Annotated in this window: 13 protein-coding genes; 5 read left to right on the forward strand and 8 right to left on the reverse strand. The window is 65.6% G+C overall.

The features are described 5' to 3' along the window. Positions 1-225: 225 nt before the first annotated feature. Complete coding sequence (locus tag LDO29_RS00685; RefSeq protein ID WP_224077872.1) at positions 226-1,365, reverse strand: HPP family protein; 1,140 nt, start codon at positions 1,363-1,365, stop codon at positions 226-228. Between the two features lie 135 nt (positions 1,366-1,500). Between LDO29_RS00685 and LDO29_RS00690 the strand changes: the two genes are divergently transcribed. After that, on the forward strand, positions 1,501-3,264 hold the full coding sequence (locus LDO29_RS00690; protein WP_224077873.1) for a chloride channel protein: 1,764 nt from the start codon (positions 1,501-1,503) through the stop codon (positions 3,262-3,264). A 215-nt stretch (positions 3,265-3,479) separates the two neighbouring features. Here the strand turns inward: LDO29_RS00690 and LDO29_RS00695 are convergent, their stop codons facing one another. Further along, positions 3,480-3,902 (reverse strand): Lrp/AsnC family transcriptional regulator, encoded by a 423-nt coding sequence (locus LDO29_RS00695; protein ID WP_224077874.1) that lies wholly within the window; start codon positions 3,900-3,902, stop codon positions 3,480-3,482. A gap of 156 nt (positions 3,903-4,058) precedes the next feature. On the opposite strand from LDO29_RS00695, the gene LDO29_RS00700 reads away from it, so the two are divergent. Both LDO29_RS00700 and LDO29_RS00705 read left to right on the forward strand, forming a co-directional pair. Further along, entirely contained in the window at positions 4,059-4,940 is an 882-nt protein-coding gene (locus tag LDO29_RS00700; protein ID WP_224077875.1) for a dimethylarginine dimethylaminohydrolase family protein, read from the forward strand. 29 nt (positions 4,941-4,969) lie between these two features. Continuing rightward, the gene (locus LDO29_RS00705) at positions 4,970-6,046 is read left to right on the forward strand and encodes an ornithine cyclodeaminase (protein WP_224077876.1); all 1,077 of its coding nucleotides are present in this window, start codon (positions 4,970-4,972) and stop codon (positions 6,044-6,046) included. Between the two features lie 40 nt (positions 6,047-6,086). Here LDO29_RS00705 and LDO29_RS00710 read toward each other — a convergent pair whose 3' ends face one another. From LDO29_RS00710 to LDO29_RS00720, 3 genes are all read right to left on the reverse strand, one after another. Next, complete coding sequence (locus LDO29_RS00710) at positions 6,087-6,686, reverse strand: helix-turn-helix domain-containing protein (protein WP_224077877.1); 600 nt, start codon at positions 6,684-6,686, stop codon at positions 6,087-6,089. 447 nt (positions 6,687-7,133) lie between these two features. Further along, positions 7,134-8,453: a sigma-54-dependent transcriptional regulator gene (locus LDO29_RS00715; RefSeq protein WP_224077878.1), complete on the reverse strand. Its 1,320-nt coding sequence runs from the start codon at positions 8,451-8,453 to the stop codon at positions 7,134-7,136. Continuing rightward, positions 8,443-10,341 carry a sensor histidine kinase gene (locus LDO29_RS00720; protein WP_224077879.1) on the reverse strand — a complete coding sequence of 633 codons (1,899 nt, stop codon included), beginning with the start codon at positions 10,339-10,341 and terminating at the stop codon, positions 8,443-8,445. Before LDO29_RS00720 ends, LDO29_RS00715 begins: the two co-directional genes overlap by 11 nt. A gap of 703 nt (positions 10,342-11,044) precedes the next feature. On the opposite strand from LDO29_RS00720, the gene LDO29_RS00725 reads away from it, so the two are divergent. Further along, entirely contained in the window at positions 11,045-11,779 is a 735-nt protein-coding gene (locus tag LDO29_RS00725) for a tyrosine-protein phosphatase (protein ID WP_224077880.1), read from the forward strand. Between the two features lie 391 nt (positions 11,780-12,170). On the opposite strand, the gene LDO29_RS00730 is transcribed toward LDO29_RS00725, so the two are convergent. From LDO29_RS00730 to LDO29_RS00740, 3 genes are all read right to left on the reverse strand, one after another. Then, positions 12,171-12,599, reverse strand: a complete 429-nt coding sequence (locus LDO29_RS00730; protein WP_224077881.1) for a hypothetical protein — start codon at positions 12,597-12,599, stop codon at positions 12,171-12,173. Positions 12,600-13,023: 424 nt separating this feature from the next. Next, positions 13,024-14,022, reverse strand: coding sequence for a phospholipase D family protein (locus LDO29_RS00735; RefSeq protein ID WP_224077882.1), 999 nt, complete (start codon positions 14,020-14,022; stop codon positions 13,024-13,026). Positions 14,023-14,287: 265 nt separating this feature from the next. Further along, a complete protein-coding gene (locus LDO29_RS00740) occupies positions 14,288-14,521 on the reverse strand; it encodes a hypothetical protein (protein WP_224077883.1) in 234 nt (77 codons plus the stop codon). 15 nt (positions 14,522-14,536) lie between these two features. On the opposite strand from LDO29_RS00740, the gene LDO29_RS00745 reads away from it, so the two are divergent. After that, entirely contained in the window at positions 14,537-15,589 is a 1,053-nt protein-coding gene (locus LDO29_RS00745) for a ribonuclease Z (protein ID WP_224077884.1), read from the forward strand. Positions 15,590-15,627 lie beyond the last annotated feature (38 nt).

Consider the following 15,627-nt stretch of genomic DNA (forward strand, 5'->3'; position numbering starts at 1 on the left):
CTTCTCCCCAACGCCGCCGGAGTGACGGAAACGGCGTAAATATAGCTTACGTCAGTCCCGGCGACGGCGAGAGGGGCATTTCAGGTGCGTGAGCAGGCACCCGTGCGGACGTGGCCGGGGACAAGCCACAGTGCCACAGCTATGTGACATGCGCCAGCACCGCACGGAAAGCGGAAGCGGGCGCCGTAGCGCCCGCTTGCCAGGGTAGAAGAAGGAAGGGGGAGGTCAGGCCGTGGCGCTCATCACGCCGTCCTTGAGCAGCGCGGCGACCAGGTCCGACTGCGTCACCATGCCGACCACGCGGTGATGGTCGTCGATGACGGGCGCGTGATGCAGGCCGCCGTCGCTGAATGCCTGCGCCAGTTCCACCATGGGCTGGTCGGCGCGTGCGGTGACCACGGCGCGCGTCATCAGGTCGCGCACCGTGCCGGCCAGGCGGCGCGCACCGGTATCGCGCTGCGCGGCGAAGAAATCGCTCTGGGTGACGATGCCCAGGAGCTTGCGGTGTTCGTCCACCACCGGAAGCGCCTTGATGCGGTGCCGCGTGAGCAGGTGCGAGGCCTCGGTGGCCGGTTGTTCGGGGCGCACCGTCACCACGTCGCGCGACATGATTTCCGAGCACAGCACGTTGCCGAAGCGGCGCCGGTAAGCCCGCAGCTGCGAGGCCACCAGGATGGCTTCCAGGTCATCTTCTTCGATGTCGAGGAACTCGCCGCGCGCCTGCAGTGCGTCATGCAGGTCCGCGCGCGTGAAGCCCACGCGCTGTCCGGGCGGAACGTCACTGGTGTGGTGCTGCACCGGCGGCTCGGGCGGCCGGTGCGGATAGCGCCGCCGCGACAGGTTGTTGAAGGCCAGCGCCATCAGCAACAGCAGCATCGAATTGAACAGCACCGGCACCACCACGAAGCCGAAGCCCAGCGCACTGACCGCGGGTCCGCCGAAAACCGCGGTGATCGCCACGGCGCCGCTGGGCGGGTGCACGCAACGGAACTGGAACATCATCGCGATGGCGACCGCCACTGCGGTGGCGGCGGCCAGCCCGGGGTCCGGAATCCAGCGCGCGCAGGCTACGCCGATCAACGCCGCGACCAGGTTGCCGCCGATAATCGACCACGGTTGCGCAAGCGGGCTGGAAGGCACGGCGAACAGCAGCACCGCCGAGGCGCCCATCGGCGCGACAAACCATGGGTTGAAGCCGCCGAGCGTCTGGTGGCTGATCCACTCGGTGAGGAACAGGCCAAGCAGCGCGCCGATGCAGCTCTTGATGCGCTCGATGCGGCTGGCCGAAACCGGCAGTGGAACGAATGTGCGCAACCAGGCACGGGCGTTGTCTGCAAGTGCAGCGACGGGGGGGGCGGATGACATTCTTGAACGGGGGCGTTGGAATGGTGCCGTAATATATCACGGGGTGATATATTTGGCCGCCTCTGGCAGGGTCCGTGTTTTGCGAAAGCTCCGCGTTGATTCTTGCCGCATCGCACAAGAATCCTTGGAGCCCCCATGCATACCGAAAAACGCGACTATGCCGTCAGCCACCACCTGTTGTTGCTGTGCGGCATTGCATTGGTGATCGGCGTCGTCAGCACGCTGGCCGCCGCCTTGCTGCTGAACCTGATCCGCTTCTTCACCAACCTGTTTTTCTTCCAGACCCTGTCGCTGGCCGAGCACTCGCCCGCGCAGCATACGCTTGGCGCCTGGGTCATCGTCGTGCCGGTGCTGGGCGGGCTCATCGTCGGCCTGATGGCGCGCTACGGCAGCGACAAGATCCGCGGCCACGGCATTCCCGAAGCGATCGAGGCCGTGCTGTTCGGCAAGAGCAAGATGTCGCCGCGCGTGGCGGTGCTCAAGCCGCTGTCGTCGGGCATCGTGATCGGCAGCGGCGGCCCGTTCGGTGCGGAGGGGCCGATCATCATGACCGGCGGATCGCTGGCGTCGCTGCTCGCGCAGTACCTGCACCTGACCGCCGGCGAGCGCAAGTCCCTGCTGGTGGCGGGCGCCTGTGCCGGCATGACCGCCATCTTCGGTACGCCGGTGGCGGCGCTGCTGCTCGCCATCGAGCTGCTGCTGTTCGAACTGCGCCCGCGCAGCCTGTTGCCGGTGGCGCTTGCCTGCGCGGTAGCCGGTTTCATGCGTCCGTTCTTCTTCGAAGCCGGTCCGCTGTTCCCGCTGCAGACCGCGCCGGCCGGCCCCGTGGCGCTGGGCTCGTGCGTGCTGGCCGGGCTCTTGTGCGGTGCGCTCGGCGCACTGCTCACGCTGGCGCTGTACCGTACCGAAGACGCGTTTTCGCGGCTGCCGGTGCACTGGATGTGGTGGCCCGCCATCGGCGGCCTGCTGGTCGGTATCGGCGGCTATTTCGAGCCGCGCGCGCTCGGCGTCGGCTATGACGTGATTGGCGACCTGCTCAACAACCACCTTGCCATCAGCGTGGCGGTGGCGTTGCTCGTGGTCAAGGCGCTGATCTGGATTGCGGCGCTCGGTTCGGGCACCTCGGGCGGCGTGCTGGCACCGCTGCTGATGCTCGGCGCCGGCCTGGGCACGGTGCTGGCGCCGTGGTTGCCGGGCGGCTCGCCGCAATTGTGGGCGCTGGTCTGCATGGCCGGCGTGCTGGGCAGCGTGCTGGGCGCGCCGCTCACGGCCATCGTGTTCGCGTTCGGGCTCACGCACAACACCGAGGCGCTGCTGCCGCTGCTGCTGACCACCGCGGTGGCCTATGGCTTCTCGGTGCTGACCATGAAGCGCTCGATCATGACCGAGAAGATCGCGCGGCGCGGCCTGCATATCTATCGCGAGTACGGCGTCGATCCGCTCGAACGCGCCCACGTGGCCGAGCTGATGACCCGGGACGTCATTGCCATCGACGCCGACCTGCCGGTGGCCGAGGCGACAGCCCGCTACTTCAGCGAGCATGCCGCGCACCGCGCCTATCCCGTGGTGTCGGACGGCCGCGTGCTGGGCATGCTGGACCGCGCCACGGTGCGCGGCGCGGCCGCCGGATCGGCGCCGTCAGACCTGCGCTGCCGTGACCTGCTGGTCGCGCAGGCCCAGGTGCTGGTGCCGTCCCAGACCGCGCGCGCGGCGGCGGGCAGCATGGCGGCGTCGAGCGTGGCGCGGCTGCCCGTGGTGGAGAGCACCGACACCATGCGGCTGATCGGCATCGTCTCGCTGCGCGACCTGCTGCAGCCGAGCGGCCAGGTCTTCCACGAGGAGTTCCGGCGCGAGCGCTTGCGCGGCGCCGCAACCGGCAAGCTGAGCGCTACGCGCTAGTCCGCTGCGTCAGTCGAAAAGCACCCCCGAGCGGCTGCGCCTCAAGGCCGCTCGAGGGCGTAATGCTGTTCAGTTAACCACTGTCGTTCCCGCGCAGGCGGGAACCCAGTGACTTCAGAAGACGCTGGATTCCCGCCTGCGCGGGAATGACAGTGGCGCTTGAGACCTTAACTGAACGGCATTACGCTCGAGGGCGTTTTCTCTGACGTAGTGGACTAAAGCTTGTAAGTCGACAGCAGGATGCTGGTCTCGGTGGCACTGATGCCGTCGATCAGCCGGATCCGGTCCAGCGTGCGGTCGAACGCTTCCAGCGTGTCGGCGCGCAGCTCCGCAATGATGTCCCAGCGGCCGTTGGTAGTGTGCAGCGCCTGCACATTCGGCTCGCCGCGCAAGGCCTGCAGCACGGCGCGGGCCTTGTTGCCTTCCACTGCCACCGTCATCCACGCGCGGATGCGGTGCGGCTCGGCTTCCGGCCGCAGCCGCACCGTATAGCCGACGATCAGTCCTTCCTTTTCCAGTTTGTCGATGCGGTTCTGCACGGTCGCGCGCGACACGCGCAGCGCCTGCGCTAGCGCCGTGACCGGCGTACGGGCGTTGTCGCGGAGCAGGGACAGCAGTTGGTGATCAATGGCATCCATGGGACTGACATTTCGCTGTAGATGGCTGGCGATTTGCCAAATCGTCAGGACATTTTGCGCAAGTTGCTGGCTATTAGTTAACACCGGCCTGCACCAAAATGCAATCGAACAAGAACTGCGTGGCAGCCCGGCTGCCAACGCCCCCAAGGAGCCGCCGTGATCACCACCCCTACCATCCTGCTGGTCGAACCCACCTTCTACGATGTGTCCTACAGCATCAACCCGTGGATGGATCCTGAAGCCTGGGCGCGCGATCCGCGCGGCATGCACGGCAATGCCAGGCGCGCCTTCGACGCGCTGCGCGAGGCGCTGCAACAGGCCGGCTTCGCCGTGGAAGCCGCCCCGGGCTTTCCGGGCGTGCCGGACATGGTGTTCCCGGCCAACGCCGCCGTGGTGCTGGACGGCCGCGCCGTGCTGGCCCGCTTCCGCTACCCGCAGCGGCGCGGGGAAGAGGCGCCGTTTGCGGGCATCTTCGAAGGCCTGCGCCAGCGCGGGCTGGTCGACGAGGTCATGCAACTGCCTGCCGGCTGCTACCAGGAGGGCGCGGGCGACTGCATCTGGGACGCCAGCCGCGGGCACTTCTGGGCCGGCTTCGGCCCGCGTTCCTCGCGCGAGGCAGCCGATGCGATGTCGGCCCGGTTCGACCGCGAGGTGGTGGCGCTGGAACTGGCCACCGAGCAAAGCTATCACCTTGATGTCTGCTTCTGCCCGCTGTCGGGCGGAGAGGTGCTGTACTACCCGCCAGCCTTCAGCGAAGCCTCGCTGCGCGAACTGCGCGCGCGCGTGCCGGCCAGCCTGCGCATCGAGGCGACCGAGGATGACCTGCGACACTTCAGCGTGAACGCCGTCAACCTGCACGACCAGGTGGTGATGACCCGCACCACGCCTCACCTGCGCGCCGAACTGGGCGGGCGCGGCTATCACCTGCGCGAAGTCGACCTGTCGCCGTTCATGCTGTCCGGCGGCGGCGCCTACTGCATGACCTTGCGGCTGGACCGCAGCAGTGGGGCGGTCAACACGACCCGCGCGGCGGCATGACGGGTATCACGGAGATTCGGGAGTCCACCATGAAAGACACCGCCATGACACGCTTCCTTGATGCCACCGATGTCGCCAGGCTGGTCGGCGCCATCGGCGTGCCGGCTGCCATTGCGCAACTGGCCGACCACGTGCGGCAGGATTTCCTGCGCTGGGAGCAATTCGAGAAGTCGGCCCGGCTGGCCAGCCACTCGCCGCTCGGCGTGATCGAACTGATGCCGGTCAGCGACGGCGTGCAGTACGCGTTCAAGTATGTCAACGGCCATCCGCGCAATGCGCGCTTCGCAATGCCGACGGTGATGGCCTGCGGCATGCTGGCCGAGGTCGAGACCGGCTTCCCGCTGATGCTGGCCGACCTGACGCTTGCCACGGCGCTGCGCACGGCCGCGACCGCAGCGCTGGCCGCGCGCGCGATGGCGCGGCCGGGCAGTGCTGTGATGGCACTGATCGGCAACGGCGCGCAGGCCGAATTCCAGGCGTTGGCCTTCCACGCCATGCTGGGCGTGCGGGAGGTTCGTGCCTATGACATCGACCGCGACGCTACCGCGCGGCTGGCGCGCAACCTCGCGGGCGTCCCAGGCCTGTCCATCGTTCCCGTGGAAACCGTGCAGGCCGCGCTGGCGGGTGCGGACATCGTCTCCACGGTGACCGCTGACAAGAAGCAGGCGACGATCCTGACGCCGGACATGGTGCGTCCGGGCATGCACCTGAACGCCATCGGCGGCGACTGCCCGGGCAAGACGGAGCTGCATCGGGACATCCTGCGCCAGGCGCGCATCGTGGTCGAGTACGAACCGCAGACGCGGCTCGAAGGCGAGATCCAGCAGTTGTCGCCCGATGCGCCGGTCACCGAGCTCTGGCAGGTGCTGTCAGGCCGGGCCCCCGCGCGCGCTGCTGCGGACGAGGTGACGATCTTCGATTCGGTCGGGTTTGCGCTGGAAGACTATTCGGCGCTGCGCTGGCTGTACGGCGCTGCTCGTGCGCGCCACGCAGGCCGGCATATCGAACTGGTGGCGATGCCGCCGGATCCGCGCAACCTGTATGGCTGGATGATGGAAGCGCAGGCGCCCCGCGCGGCTGCACACCAGGAAACGGCTTTGGCCTGACCTGTCTCGGGAAAGGGGCAACAGCAACGGGCGGGGGGCTTCAGCCTGCCCGGCCCATCATCAGCTGCGCACGCAGGAAGCCCTTGACCTCTTCGAGCGAGGGTGTCTTCAGGAACACCATGATGCCCCAGTGCTGCAGTGCATCGGCCACGCCGTCGTAAGCCTGGCGGTTGGTGATGACGGCAAAGACCACGTGCAGGCTGGAGAAGAAATTCTGCAGTTTCTCGATGGTGGCGGACTCCGCGTCGTTCAGCTCGTCGACGTAGTAGAGCACCACGCGCGGGTGCGCGCTGACCGAGGCGATCACCGTGTCGAGCAGGTCGTCCACCACCGCCGTGCGCAGCGGCAGGCCCCATTTGCCCAGCTGGCCGTGGATGCGCTGCGCTTCCTGGTGATTGGGGTGGAACACCACGAGGTCGAGCGCGTTGCCGTTCGCCTGCGCGTCATGGCCTACGCGGGTCGCCAGCAGGCGGTGCACGGTTTCCTTGTGGATGCGGCGGTGGCCGCCATTGGTCTTCCAGGCGCCGAGTTCGCCGCGCTCGACCATCTTCTGTACGGTGCCCAACGACACGTTGAGCAGTTTTGCCGCTGTACGCGTGCTGTAGTATGGCTTTTCAGCCAGTGCCGGATCCAGTTTCATCCACTCACCCGTAGTAATCCCGATGACAATCCCGCGCTGCGCCAGGCACCTGCGCCGCACGGCCTGATGCCGTCATCATGGTTGACTGACCCTGATTGCCGGCCCGCTCCCTGGCCGGACTGCAGCTCGCCGCTGCTATGTTTTGTTCTTGCCTGACCGGATCGCCGTGACGGTGCGGGTATGCTCGTGCGGATTTGCACTGGCTCGCGCTGGTTCGCACTTGTCCGTGCGCGGACCGTGATGGATTTGCCCATTTCCTGGTCTGCGCTGGCTATGCCGAAACCCAATAATATGCCGGAAAGAGCAGAATATCACTGGCCTTGAACAATAATCGGCTGGCATTTTTGTTCTTTGACACACATTCCTGCAATCTGCCACGACGGGTAGCCTGCTTGCAGGCAGACCCCCATGCGCCGCCACAGTTCCCCCGGATTGGCCTGCTGTGCGCTACAGGCCGTATTTGCGGGTCTTGTCGAACAGCGTGGTCTTGGCCACGCCCAGCGCCTCGCTGGCGCGGCTGAGGTTGCCGTCGTGCCGGCGCAGCGCATCGGCGATCAGCGCGCGCTCGAACTGCTCCACCGCCTGGGCCAGCGGCAGCACTTCCGGGGCCGTGGTGCCATGGCCCGGGTCGCAGCCAAGCCCCAGCACGTGGCGCTCGGCCAGGTTGCGGAGTTCACGCACGTTGCCGGGCCAGGGGTAGGCCACCAGCGTGGCCAGCTCGGCCGGCGTGGCCGGCACGGCCTCGCGGCCGAAACGCAGCGCGGCCTGGGCCACGAAATGCTCGAACAGCAGCGGCACGTCTTCGCGCCGTTCGCGCAGCGCGGGCAGCTCCAGCGTGATCACGTTGAGGCGGTAGTACAGGTCGGAGCGGAACTGGCCGGCATCGGACAGCGCGCGCAGGTCGGCCTTGGTGGCCGCGATCACGCGCGTGTCCACCGGCACGGGCTCGTTGGAGCCCAGGCGCTCCACCACGCGTTCCTGCAGGACCCGCAGCAGCTTGATCTGCAGCGGCATCGGCATGCTCTCGATCTCGTCGAGGAACAGCGTGCCGCCTTCTGCATGCTCGACCTTGCCGATGCGGCGGCGCGCGGCGCCGGTGAACGAGCCTGCCTCGTGGCCGAAGATCTCGCTTTCGAACAGCTGCTCGGGCAGGCCGCCGCAATTGATGGCGACAAAGTTGCGCGCATGGCGCCGGCTGGCTTCATGCAGGCAGCGCGCCACCAGTTCCTTGCCAGTGCCGGTCTCGCCGTGGATCAGCACATTGGCGGCGGTGTCGGCCAGGTCGGCGATCAGCCGGCGCAGGCGTTCGATGGCGGGAGAGCGGCCGATCAGCCGTGCCTCGAGCTTGTCGCGGCCGGCCAGGCGCTCGCGCAGTTCCGCCACTTCGAGCGACAGGCGGCGCTGCTCCAGCGCGCGGCGCGTGGCGTCCACGAGTTGCTCGGGCGAGAACGGCTTTTCCAGGAAGTCATAGGCGCCTTGCTTCATCGCCTGCACGGCCAGGCCCACATCGCCATGCCCCGTGATCATGATCACGGGCAGCGCCGGGTCGCGCGCGCGCAGTTGCGCCTGCAACGCCATGCCGTCGATGCCCGGCAGGCGGATGTCGCTGACCACGATGCCGGGCCAGCCCGCCGCGGTTTCGCGCAGCGCGGCCTCGGCACTGGCCACGCCGCGCGTGGCGATGCCCTCCAGCCGCAGCGCCTGCTCGCAGCCCAGGCGCACGTCGGCGTCGTCCTCGACGATCAGTACGGTCAGTTCAGCCGGCATGCGGGATTTCCTGGCGGACCAGCGGCAGCACCAGCGTGAAGCAGGCGCCGCCGTCGGGATGATTGGAGGCGGACAGGCTGCCGCCGTTCTCGTTGAGGATGCCGGCCGACAGCGTCAGGCCGAGGCCCAGGCCCTCGCCAGCCGGCTTGGTCGTGAAGAACGGCTCGAACAGCTGCGAGAACGCTTCCTCCGACAGGCCCGGGCCGTTGTCGCGCACGGTCAGGTGCGCCTGGCCGCCGCTGACATGGGCATGCAGCGACACCATCGGCTGCTCGCGTCCCGCCACGGCATCGAGCGCGTTGCCGACCAGGTTGACCAGCACCTGCTCCAGCCGGTTGGGGTCGCAGGCCACCGCCAGCCCGGGCTCGACCTCGCACTGCAGCCGGGGCTGCACGGCCTCGATGCGGGTGCCGAGCAGGAACAGCGCGTTGTCCACGGCCTGCGCCAGTTCCGCCTGGGGCTTGCCGGGGCCCGGCTTGCGCGCGAACGACTTGAGCGCACCGGTGATGCGGCCCATCCGCTCCACCAGGCCGATGATCGTGCCGAGGTTGGCGCGGACCGTCTCGTAGTCGCCGCGATCCAGGAACTTGCCGGTATTGCCCGAGATCGTGCGCAGCGCCGCCAGCGGCTGGTTGAGTTCATGCGCGATGCCGGTCGACATCTGCCCGACCGCGGCCAGCTTGCCGGCTTGCAGCAGGCCGTCCTGGGCCTGGCGCAGCACGGCCTCGGTGCGGATGCGCTCGGCGACCTCGGCCTGCAGGCGCTGGTTGGTGGCCGACAGGTCGGCGGTGCGTTCGGCAACCTTGCGTTCCAGCTCGCTGTTGGCCGCTTCGAGCGCGGCCCGTGCGGCGAGCCGCTCGCCGATGATGCGCCGGCGCACGTTCCAGGCCGCGCCCAGCAGCAGCACGAACGCCATCAGCACGCCGGCCAGCGCCGCGCTGTTGAGCGCCGCGACGCGCGCCTGCGACGTGTTGGACAGCAGCGTGAGATGCCAGTCGGTGCCGGGCAGCGCGGCCTGCTGCGCCAGCATCGGCGGGCCCTGGCGCAGCCGCACCAGGCGGTCGCTGCCATTGCCGAGCACGCGTACTTCCGACAGCGGCAGCTGCGGCAGCGGTGCGCGGTTGTATTGCAGGTTCTGCGCAAAGCGCTCGCGTGCGTCCGGCGACAGCGGGCGCATTGTCGCGAGCTTCCAGGACGGGTCCGACGCCAGGATCACCACGCCGTTCTCGTCCGCGAGCAGCATCTGGCTGTCGGCGCCCTGCCAGCGGTTTTCCAGCGGTTCCAGGCCGATCTTGACCACCGCCACGCCGTCGGGGTTGTCGCGCCCGCCCAGCGGCGCGGACAGGTAGTAGCCCGACTCGCCGCGCGTGGTGCCCACGCCATAGAAGCGGCCGAGCTGGCCCTCCATGGCGGCGCGGAAGTACGGGCGGAAGCTCAGGTCCTCGCCCAGGTAGCTGTCCGGGCGCTGCCAGTTGCTCGTGGCCAGCACCTTGCCGCGCGCGTCGAGCACATAGACCACGCGGGTGCCGGCGCGCGTGTTGAGGGCGGACAGGTATTCATTGGCGCGCGCCACCGCGGCGGCGTCGCCTGGCTGGCGCAAAAGCGTGCCGATGCGATCGTCCAGCGTCAGCAGTCCGGGGACGTAGTCGTAGTGCGCCAGTTCGCTTTCCAGTGCCTGGGCGTACAGGCGCAGCTGGACCTGTCCTCGCTCCGCCTGGCGCGCCAGGGCCGTGTCGTAGCTGTAGCGGTAGCCAAGCCATCCGGCCAGGCCGACCAGCACGGCCAGCGCCAGCAGCGCGAGCAGCGGCGCTGCGCCACGCAGGGCGGTGGTGGGGCGGGGGGCGCGATGGCGGGCGGGGTCGCCGGTTGGATCTAGCGGGCCGGTCATGAGGTGCTGGGTAAGGCGGCTGGGCAGGCAGGTGGATCGCCGCCGGGAGACAGCGGGCGCCTACTTTTACCACACCCCGGAGGCCGGGGGATGGAGTCCGGGCGGCGAGTGTCCCGGCGGCGTGCGGCCTTCAGGCTCTCCTGCATCGGGCAACCGCTCGTTGTCGGGCGTGCACCTGCCCGTTGCCGGGCCTGGCAGACCCCGCACCCGGCTCGCCCCTTGTGACGCAGGCCGTCTCTCGTCGGCCTGTTTTTGTCGCTCTCCCGGCATCAACCCGCTGCCCGCTCACGGCGATTGACCATGGCCCGTTGGAGCGCTGTTCACAAGAAAAGATTCATTGCTGATTTGCGGGTATGGAGGGCGCAGAACGACCCCTCTCTGCCGATTGGCGCGTCTAGGTCGAACGGCGGTACTGATCAAGTGAGCGGTCATCGCCATTTGCCTTGCCGCCGCATTGATGTTGAGGGCCGAGGGCTTTCCGAGGGGAGTCCCGAAGCGTCAAACAGTGGTCCCGAAATGTCAAATGAGCAGCGGGGTCTTCGCCAATACTGGCTCACGTGTGCCGGGGGATTACTTCGGCTGTGTTTTGAAGAGACCCAGAGTACATATGACAAGCCAGATCGCATCACTTCTATCGGGAGCCGCAGCTCCAGCGATTTCTCAGACAAGTCCCGCTTCAGGAGCTGTCCTCACGGACACAGCGATGCCGCTAGAAAATGTCCAAAACCTGCGTGACCTCGGCGGCCTGCGTAGCCGCGACGGAAGGCGCGTACGCTCGGGTCGAGTGTTTCGCAGCGGAAATCCGGGGATGGCCAGCGCTGCCGATCTCCAAACTCTGCGAGCCCTCAGTCTCGACGTGGTCCTCGATTTCCGTTCTCCCGAAGAAAAGTCACCCGAAGAAGCTGGTTTTGCCGATGCCTTCAATTGGGTGGCGCTGCCGGTAATGGAAGGCAGCATGAGCATGAAGGACTTGGTGCCGCGCCTGCAGGCCGCCACGCAGCAGGACATGGACGATTTCATGTTGCAGGTCTATCGCGATTTCCCGGTAAAGCACCAGTCGGCCTTCAGTGCATTCCTGAAGGAGGCGGAAAAAGGCCCCACGATGCTGTACCACTGCAGCACGGGGAAAGACAGGGCTGGCTTTGCCACAATGCTCTTGCTGTCTGCGCTTGATGTCGCGCCCGACACGATTTTGGCGAACTATCTCGAATCGAACCACTGGAACCAGCGCCTGATCAAAGGCCTGCTCGCACGGCTTACTTCGTTCGATATTGCACCGGACGTCGCTATGCCATTGCTGGAAGTCCGCGCAGGCTATTTGCAGGCGTCACTGCAAACCATCGAACAGGAATGGGGCGACACAGCCCGCTTCTTACGTGACGCACTGTCAGTGGACGTGCAGCGTCTTCAATGGCATTACCTGGATGAAGTTGCATGATCAACTAGTGGCGTGAGGGCTGGTTGGAGACGCACGGGCCCGCCCTGCACAGAATGGCCGTCGTCTAGTACAAAGCCGACATTTGAATGGCCGCGTGTATGCGCGGGCCAACGACCGTAGTTGGCCGATCGCCGACCTCGACGAAGCCAGCAGGGATAGCCGCGCACAGGCTCACGGCGCGAGCATGTTCCTACCAGTGAGATCTGCCATGTAGGGTGACAGTCCTCGTTCGATCAAAGCGCAGGCATTGCGTCCTTATACGCCACGGTTTCCTACATCGGGCGCCACTGGTAGATCGCGTGCAGATTTCCCTTGTAGGAACAGCCATCACGCACGCGACCGTGCGCGAAGCCCCGTGATGCCGTGCCTTATCTAGGATTGCCCGCCGCCGTCAGGCCATTTCACTCACAGCTTCGCCAGCTACCGCGACCTCCGTCTCGTCGGTCACCGTGCTTTCCACTATCTCGCTGTCGACTTCGGAAACCATGTCGCCCAGACCGATGGCGACCGTGATATTCGGCGTCCAGTTCTTGCGGTCGGTGCTGACCTCGGCAAACGTGGTCACCGTTGCGGTGTAGCCCTGCGCTCTGAGGTCGTCGGCTAGCCGTTGCGCGCGCGGTTCCAGCGCTGCTTGCGGATTGTCTTCGTTGATGTCGAGTACCAGTCTGGTCTCGAATTCTTCCTTGCCCCTCTGGATTGCCGTTTGCATTGCCTTGAGCTGCTTGTTCGCGAGCGCGACGAGCTTGCTGTACCTGGATTCTTCCTGGCTGGCGCGCAGTGCCTTGGCGGCGTTGATGATTTCGGTGCGGTCCACGAACATGATTGCCTTTCGAGGTGGGGGAGAAAAAGCGCAGGCGCCGCACGGGCTTGACTTCAGGAGCCAGCTTTCCGGGATGCGACGACAACTGTATAAATATACAGTGATCGCCGGCTGATCGACAAGGAGTAAAGGGTGAAAGTCCCTGACAGCAGATCTGGCGAATCGGCTATGGTTGACGCGTCTTGACTAAAAGCGGCGTCCCGCACATGGTGGGACAGCACGATATCTCTCCTGGCTCCGGCTGAGGCTGGGTAGAGCTTGTAGCTGCCCGACGCAGGCCGTTGTGCAAGGTCCGCCGTAGGGGAGTAACCGGCTGCTCATGTCCAAACTGAGAGGTGCCGACACGCGCCTTACGACCCTGAACGGCCAGTCAGAGTAGCGCAGAGCGGACGTTCGTGGTCTAGCCCAAAGCCAGATGCGCAACCTAGCGCGTACGGGGTAGGCGGTTGTCACTCTTGGGGTTGCCGCCGAGTTGACTGCGCATAGCGACAAAAAACTCTTGAAGGTAGGGTAATGTCGCATTTAGCGACCACGGGTCCACGTTGCCGCGGAGCGGAGGGAACCGGTCCGATTTCAGCACAGATCGCAATGCACTGACGACTGCGTCGGTGAGATCGAACGGCGGTGGCAGTGGGGCGCGGTCGGTTCGTTGGATGGCTAGTTTTGTGTAGACGGTATCGACTGCCCCGTGAGGAACAATCTCGTCGATGTGCAGCCAATAGGGTCGATGGCGCTCGTCGGGGAATCCATCTCTTCTTGTATGCCAGCAGAGTATCCAGCGATCAGGCGAAACTTTGTCAGATTCGAGGAATGAAATGCAGTCTTCTATCACTGACTCCGATACGATTTGCTCGCTGTAGGTCACGCTGCCCCATAGAGGGCAGACATAGATTTCATCGGCCGCGAGAAATTCGTATGAGCCAAAGTCAACGTCCCGGGCATCTGCCCTGATGACGCGATTCTTGATCGCCCGGTCCCACATCGCCCGCAGTTCCGACAGACGTGCAAGCTTTGACGCAACGGTGCTATAGGCCAGCATAGCCTGGCGCTTGTACGATTCCATGACGTTATGGAGTTCGTCAACAGTGTGCCGCTCATGCACGAGAAAGCCTGCTTCCTCCAGTCCCTCGGCGCTCAGCCCGTTGGCCGTGAGATTGAAACTGCCGACTGCGGCGGATTCCTTTCCGATATAGAACTTCGCATGGAGGTTGTCGAGGAAATGAACATTCTCCCAGCCAACGTGGGCTGCCACTTCTGCGACCGCAGTGGGATTAGTTCCCAGGGTCGGAGAAAGTACGATTTCTCGGAGCATTGAACTATCTATAAATTGGGCCCAGTCTGCGCCGACATAAGCCACTGCAATGCTTTCCGGCCTTACTTCTCGAAGTGCGAGCTGGATGTCTTTTCCGTGAATAAGCTTCATGCGACCTGTCGACGAGGGTTTTTATAGCGTTAGCGTACCATTTTGCAGTGAGTCGCACTTGAGCAATACCGGCATCAACTCTTTGGTATTGCTCACTTACTCGGCGTGCCGCACGAAATATGGGCGTAGGTTGCTATAGCCGTCACTCCCAGTGGATTGAGCTGTATCCGGGTTCGAATGGCCGCTTACTGAGCTGCCATGTGAATGTCTCGATGACGCATCGGACGAGTGTCCCTTCATGGCCGCTTACGGCCGACAGCAGGTATCAGCCGCAGTCCGCACGCAGACAGGGCAACGGTGTGCCTTTAAGCCCCCGCTCCAGCGTCTGGCTGCGCCTGTTGATCTGCCGAGCGGCCGGTGGTCCAGCCGCGCGGCATTGTTCCCGCAGCTTGCCATTCATGCGATCGACACGCGCCTTGGCGGGGCTGGAATTGGCGAATAGGATGTCGATGTCGAGTTCCCGGGCATGCCTGGGAACGGAGGAACTGACGGTGTTCATGGCGCCGTGACCATCATGCGTCACTTGTTGGAAGTCCGCCTCGTCAACGATGTCTTTGGCGATCCTGGACTGTTCGTAGACTTCCTGGACGAACGGCGCGCGATGCTGTTCGATCTGGGCGACATCACCGGACTGATGCCGCGCGAGCTGATGCGGCTGTCACATGTGTTCGTCACGCATGGGCACATGGATCATTTCTCCGGCTTCGACCACCTGCTGCGCGTGCTGCTCGGGCGCAAGGACCGTATCGTGCTGTACGGCGGACCAGGATTCCTCGCGCAGATCGAGCACAAGCTGCACGGCTATACGTGGAATGTGGTCCATCGCTATGCAGTCGAGCTGACAGTTGAAGCGGTCGAACTGGGCTTGGACTGGCAGCGGCGCAGCGCCTGCTTTTCCAGCCGGCACGGCTTCGCGAGGCAGGGTGAGGTGCTGACGGGAAGTACCGGCGACATCGTGCACGAGGAGTCGACCTTCCGGGTGCGCGCGTGCTTCGTGGATCATGGAACACCTTGCCTGGCCTACCTGGTGGAAGAAAAGGCCCGGCCCCGTATCAACAAGGAGCGGCTGATCGCGTCAGGCCTGACGACAGGCGCCTGGCTGCGTGAACTGAAGCACGCCGTCCTGACTGGCGTGCCCGACGATGCGCCGATTCTTGTGCAATGGCGCGACCGCGAGGGCGATCACGCGGCGACGCGGCACGTTGGCGAGCTGAGCCGGCTGATCCTGGATGTCGGACCTGGCCGGCGTATCGGCTACGTCACCGACCTGCGCGACTCGGACGAGAACGTGAAAGCGTTGTCGCAACTCATGCAGGGCGTCGACGAGCTGTTCATCGAGAGCGTGTTTCTGGACCAGGACAGCGCTCATGGTTTGCGCAAGAACCATTTGACCGCGGCCCAGGCCGGCCGGATCGCCCGCTGCATGGGTGCCCGCGCGGTAACCCCCTTTCATTTCTCGCCACGCTATGAGGGCCGCGCCGCGGAGTTGGCAGCCGAAGTACGGGCTGCGTGGTCCGGGGATGCGCACAGCCGCTTCCAGCCGCGGCTGTCGAACCGGGCGACGTAATGGCCATCGGGCGCGGCGCAGCCATTGATCGGGCGCTT

It is taken from the genome of Cupriavidus laharis, assembly GCF_914271435.1.
GTDB lineage: Bacteria > Pseudomonadota > Gammaproteobacteria > Burkholderiales > Burkholderiaceae > Cupriavidus > Cupriavidus laharis.

What these genes read in the sequence shown, in the direction of transcription:
- LDO29_RS00685 (WP_224077872.1), bottom strand. Translation starts at nt 1,365, where the DNA reads ATGTCATCCGCCCCCCCCGTCGCTGCACTTGCAGACAACGCCCGTGCC.
- LDO29_RS00690 (WP_224077873.1), top strand. Translation starts at nt 1,501, where the DNA reads ATGCATACCGAAAAACGCGACTATGCCGTCAGCCACCACCTGTTGTTG.
- LDO29_RS00695 (WP_224077874.1), bottom strand. Translation starts at nt 3,902, where the DNA reads ATGGATGCCATTGATCACCAACTGCTGTCCCTGCTCCGCGACAACGCC.
- LDO29_RS00705 (WP_224077876.1), top strand. Translation starts at nt 4,970, where the DNA reads ATGAAAGACACCGCCATGACACGCTTCCTTGATGCCACCGATGTCGCC.
- LDO29_RS00710 (WP_224077877.1), bottom strand. Translation starts at nt 6,686, where the DNA reads ATGAAACTGGATCCGGCACTGGCTGAAAAGCCATACTACAGCACGCGT.
- LDO29_RS00715 (WP_224077878.1), bottom strand. Translation starts at nt 8,453, where the DNA reads ATGCCGGCTGAACTGACCGTACTGATCGTCGAGGACGACGCCGACGTG.
- LDO29_RS00720 (WP_224077879.1), bottom strand. Translation starts at nt 10,341, where the DNA reads ATGACCGGCCCGCTAGATCCAACCGGCGACCCCGCCCGCCATCGCGCC.
- LDO29_RS00725 (WP_224077880.1), top strand. Translation starts at nt 11,045, where the DNA reads ATGCCGCTAGAAAATGTCCAAAACCTGCGTGACCTCGGCGGCCTGCGT.
- LDO29_RS00730 (WP_224077881.1), bottom strand. Translation starts at nt 12,599, where the DNA reads ATGTTCGTGGACCGCACCGAAATCATCAACGCCGCCAAGGCACTGCGC.
- LDO29_RS00735 (WP_224077882.1), bottom strand. Translation starts at nt 14,022, where the DNA reads ATGAAGCTTATTCACGGAAAAGACATCCAGCTCGCACTTCGAGAAGTA.
- LDO29_RS00740 (WP_224077883.1), bottom strand. Translation starts at nt 14,521, where the DNA reads ATGAACACCGTCAGTTCCTCCGTTCCCAGGCATGCCCGGGAACTCGAC.
- LDO29_RS00745 (WP_224077884.1), top strand. Translation starts at nt 14,537, where the DNA reads ATGCGTCACTTGTTGGAAGTCCGCCTCGTCAACGATGTCTTTGGCGAT.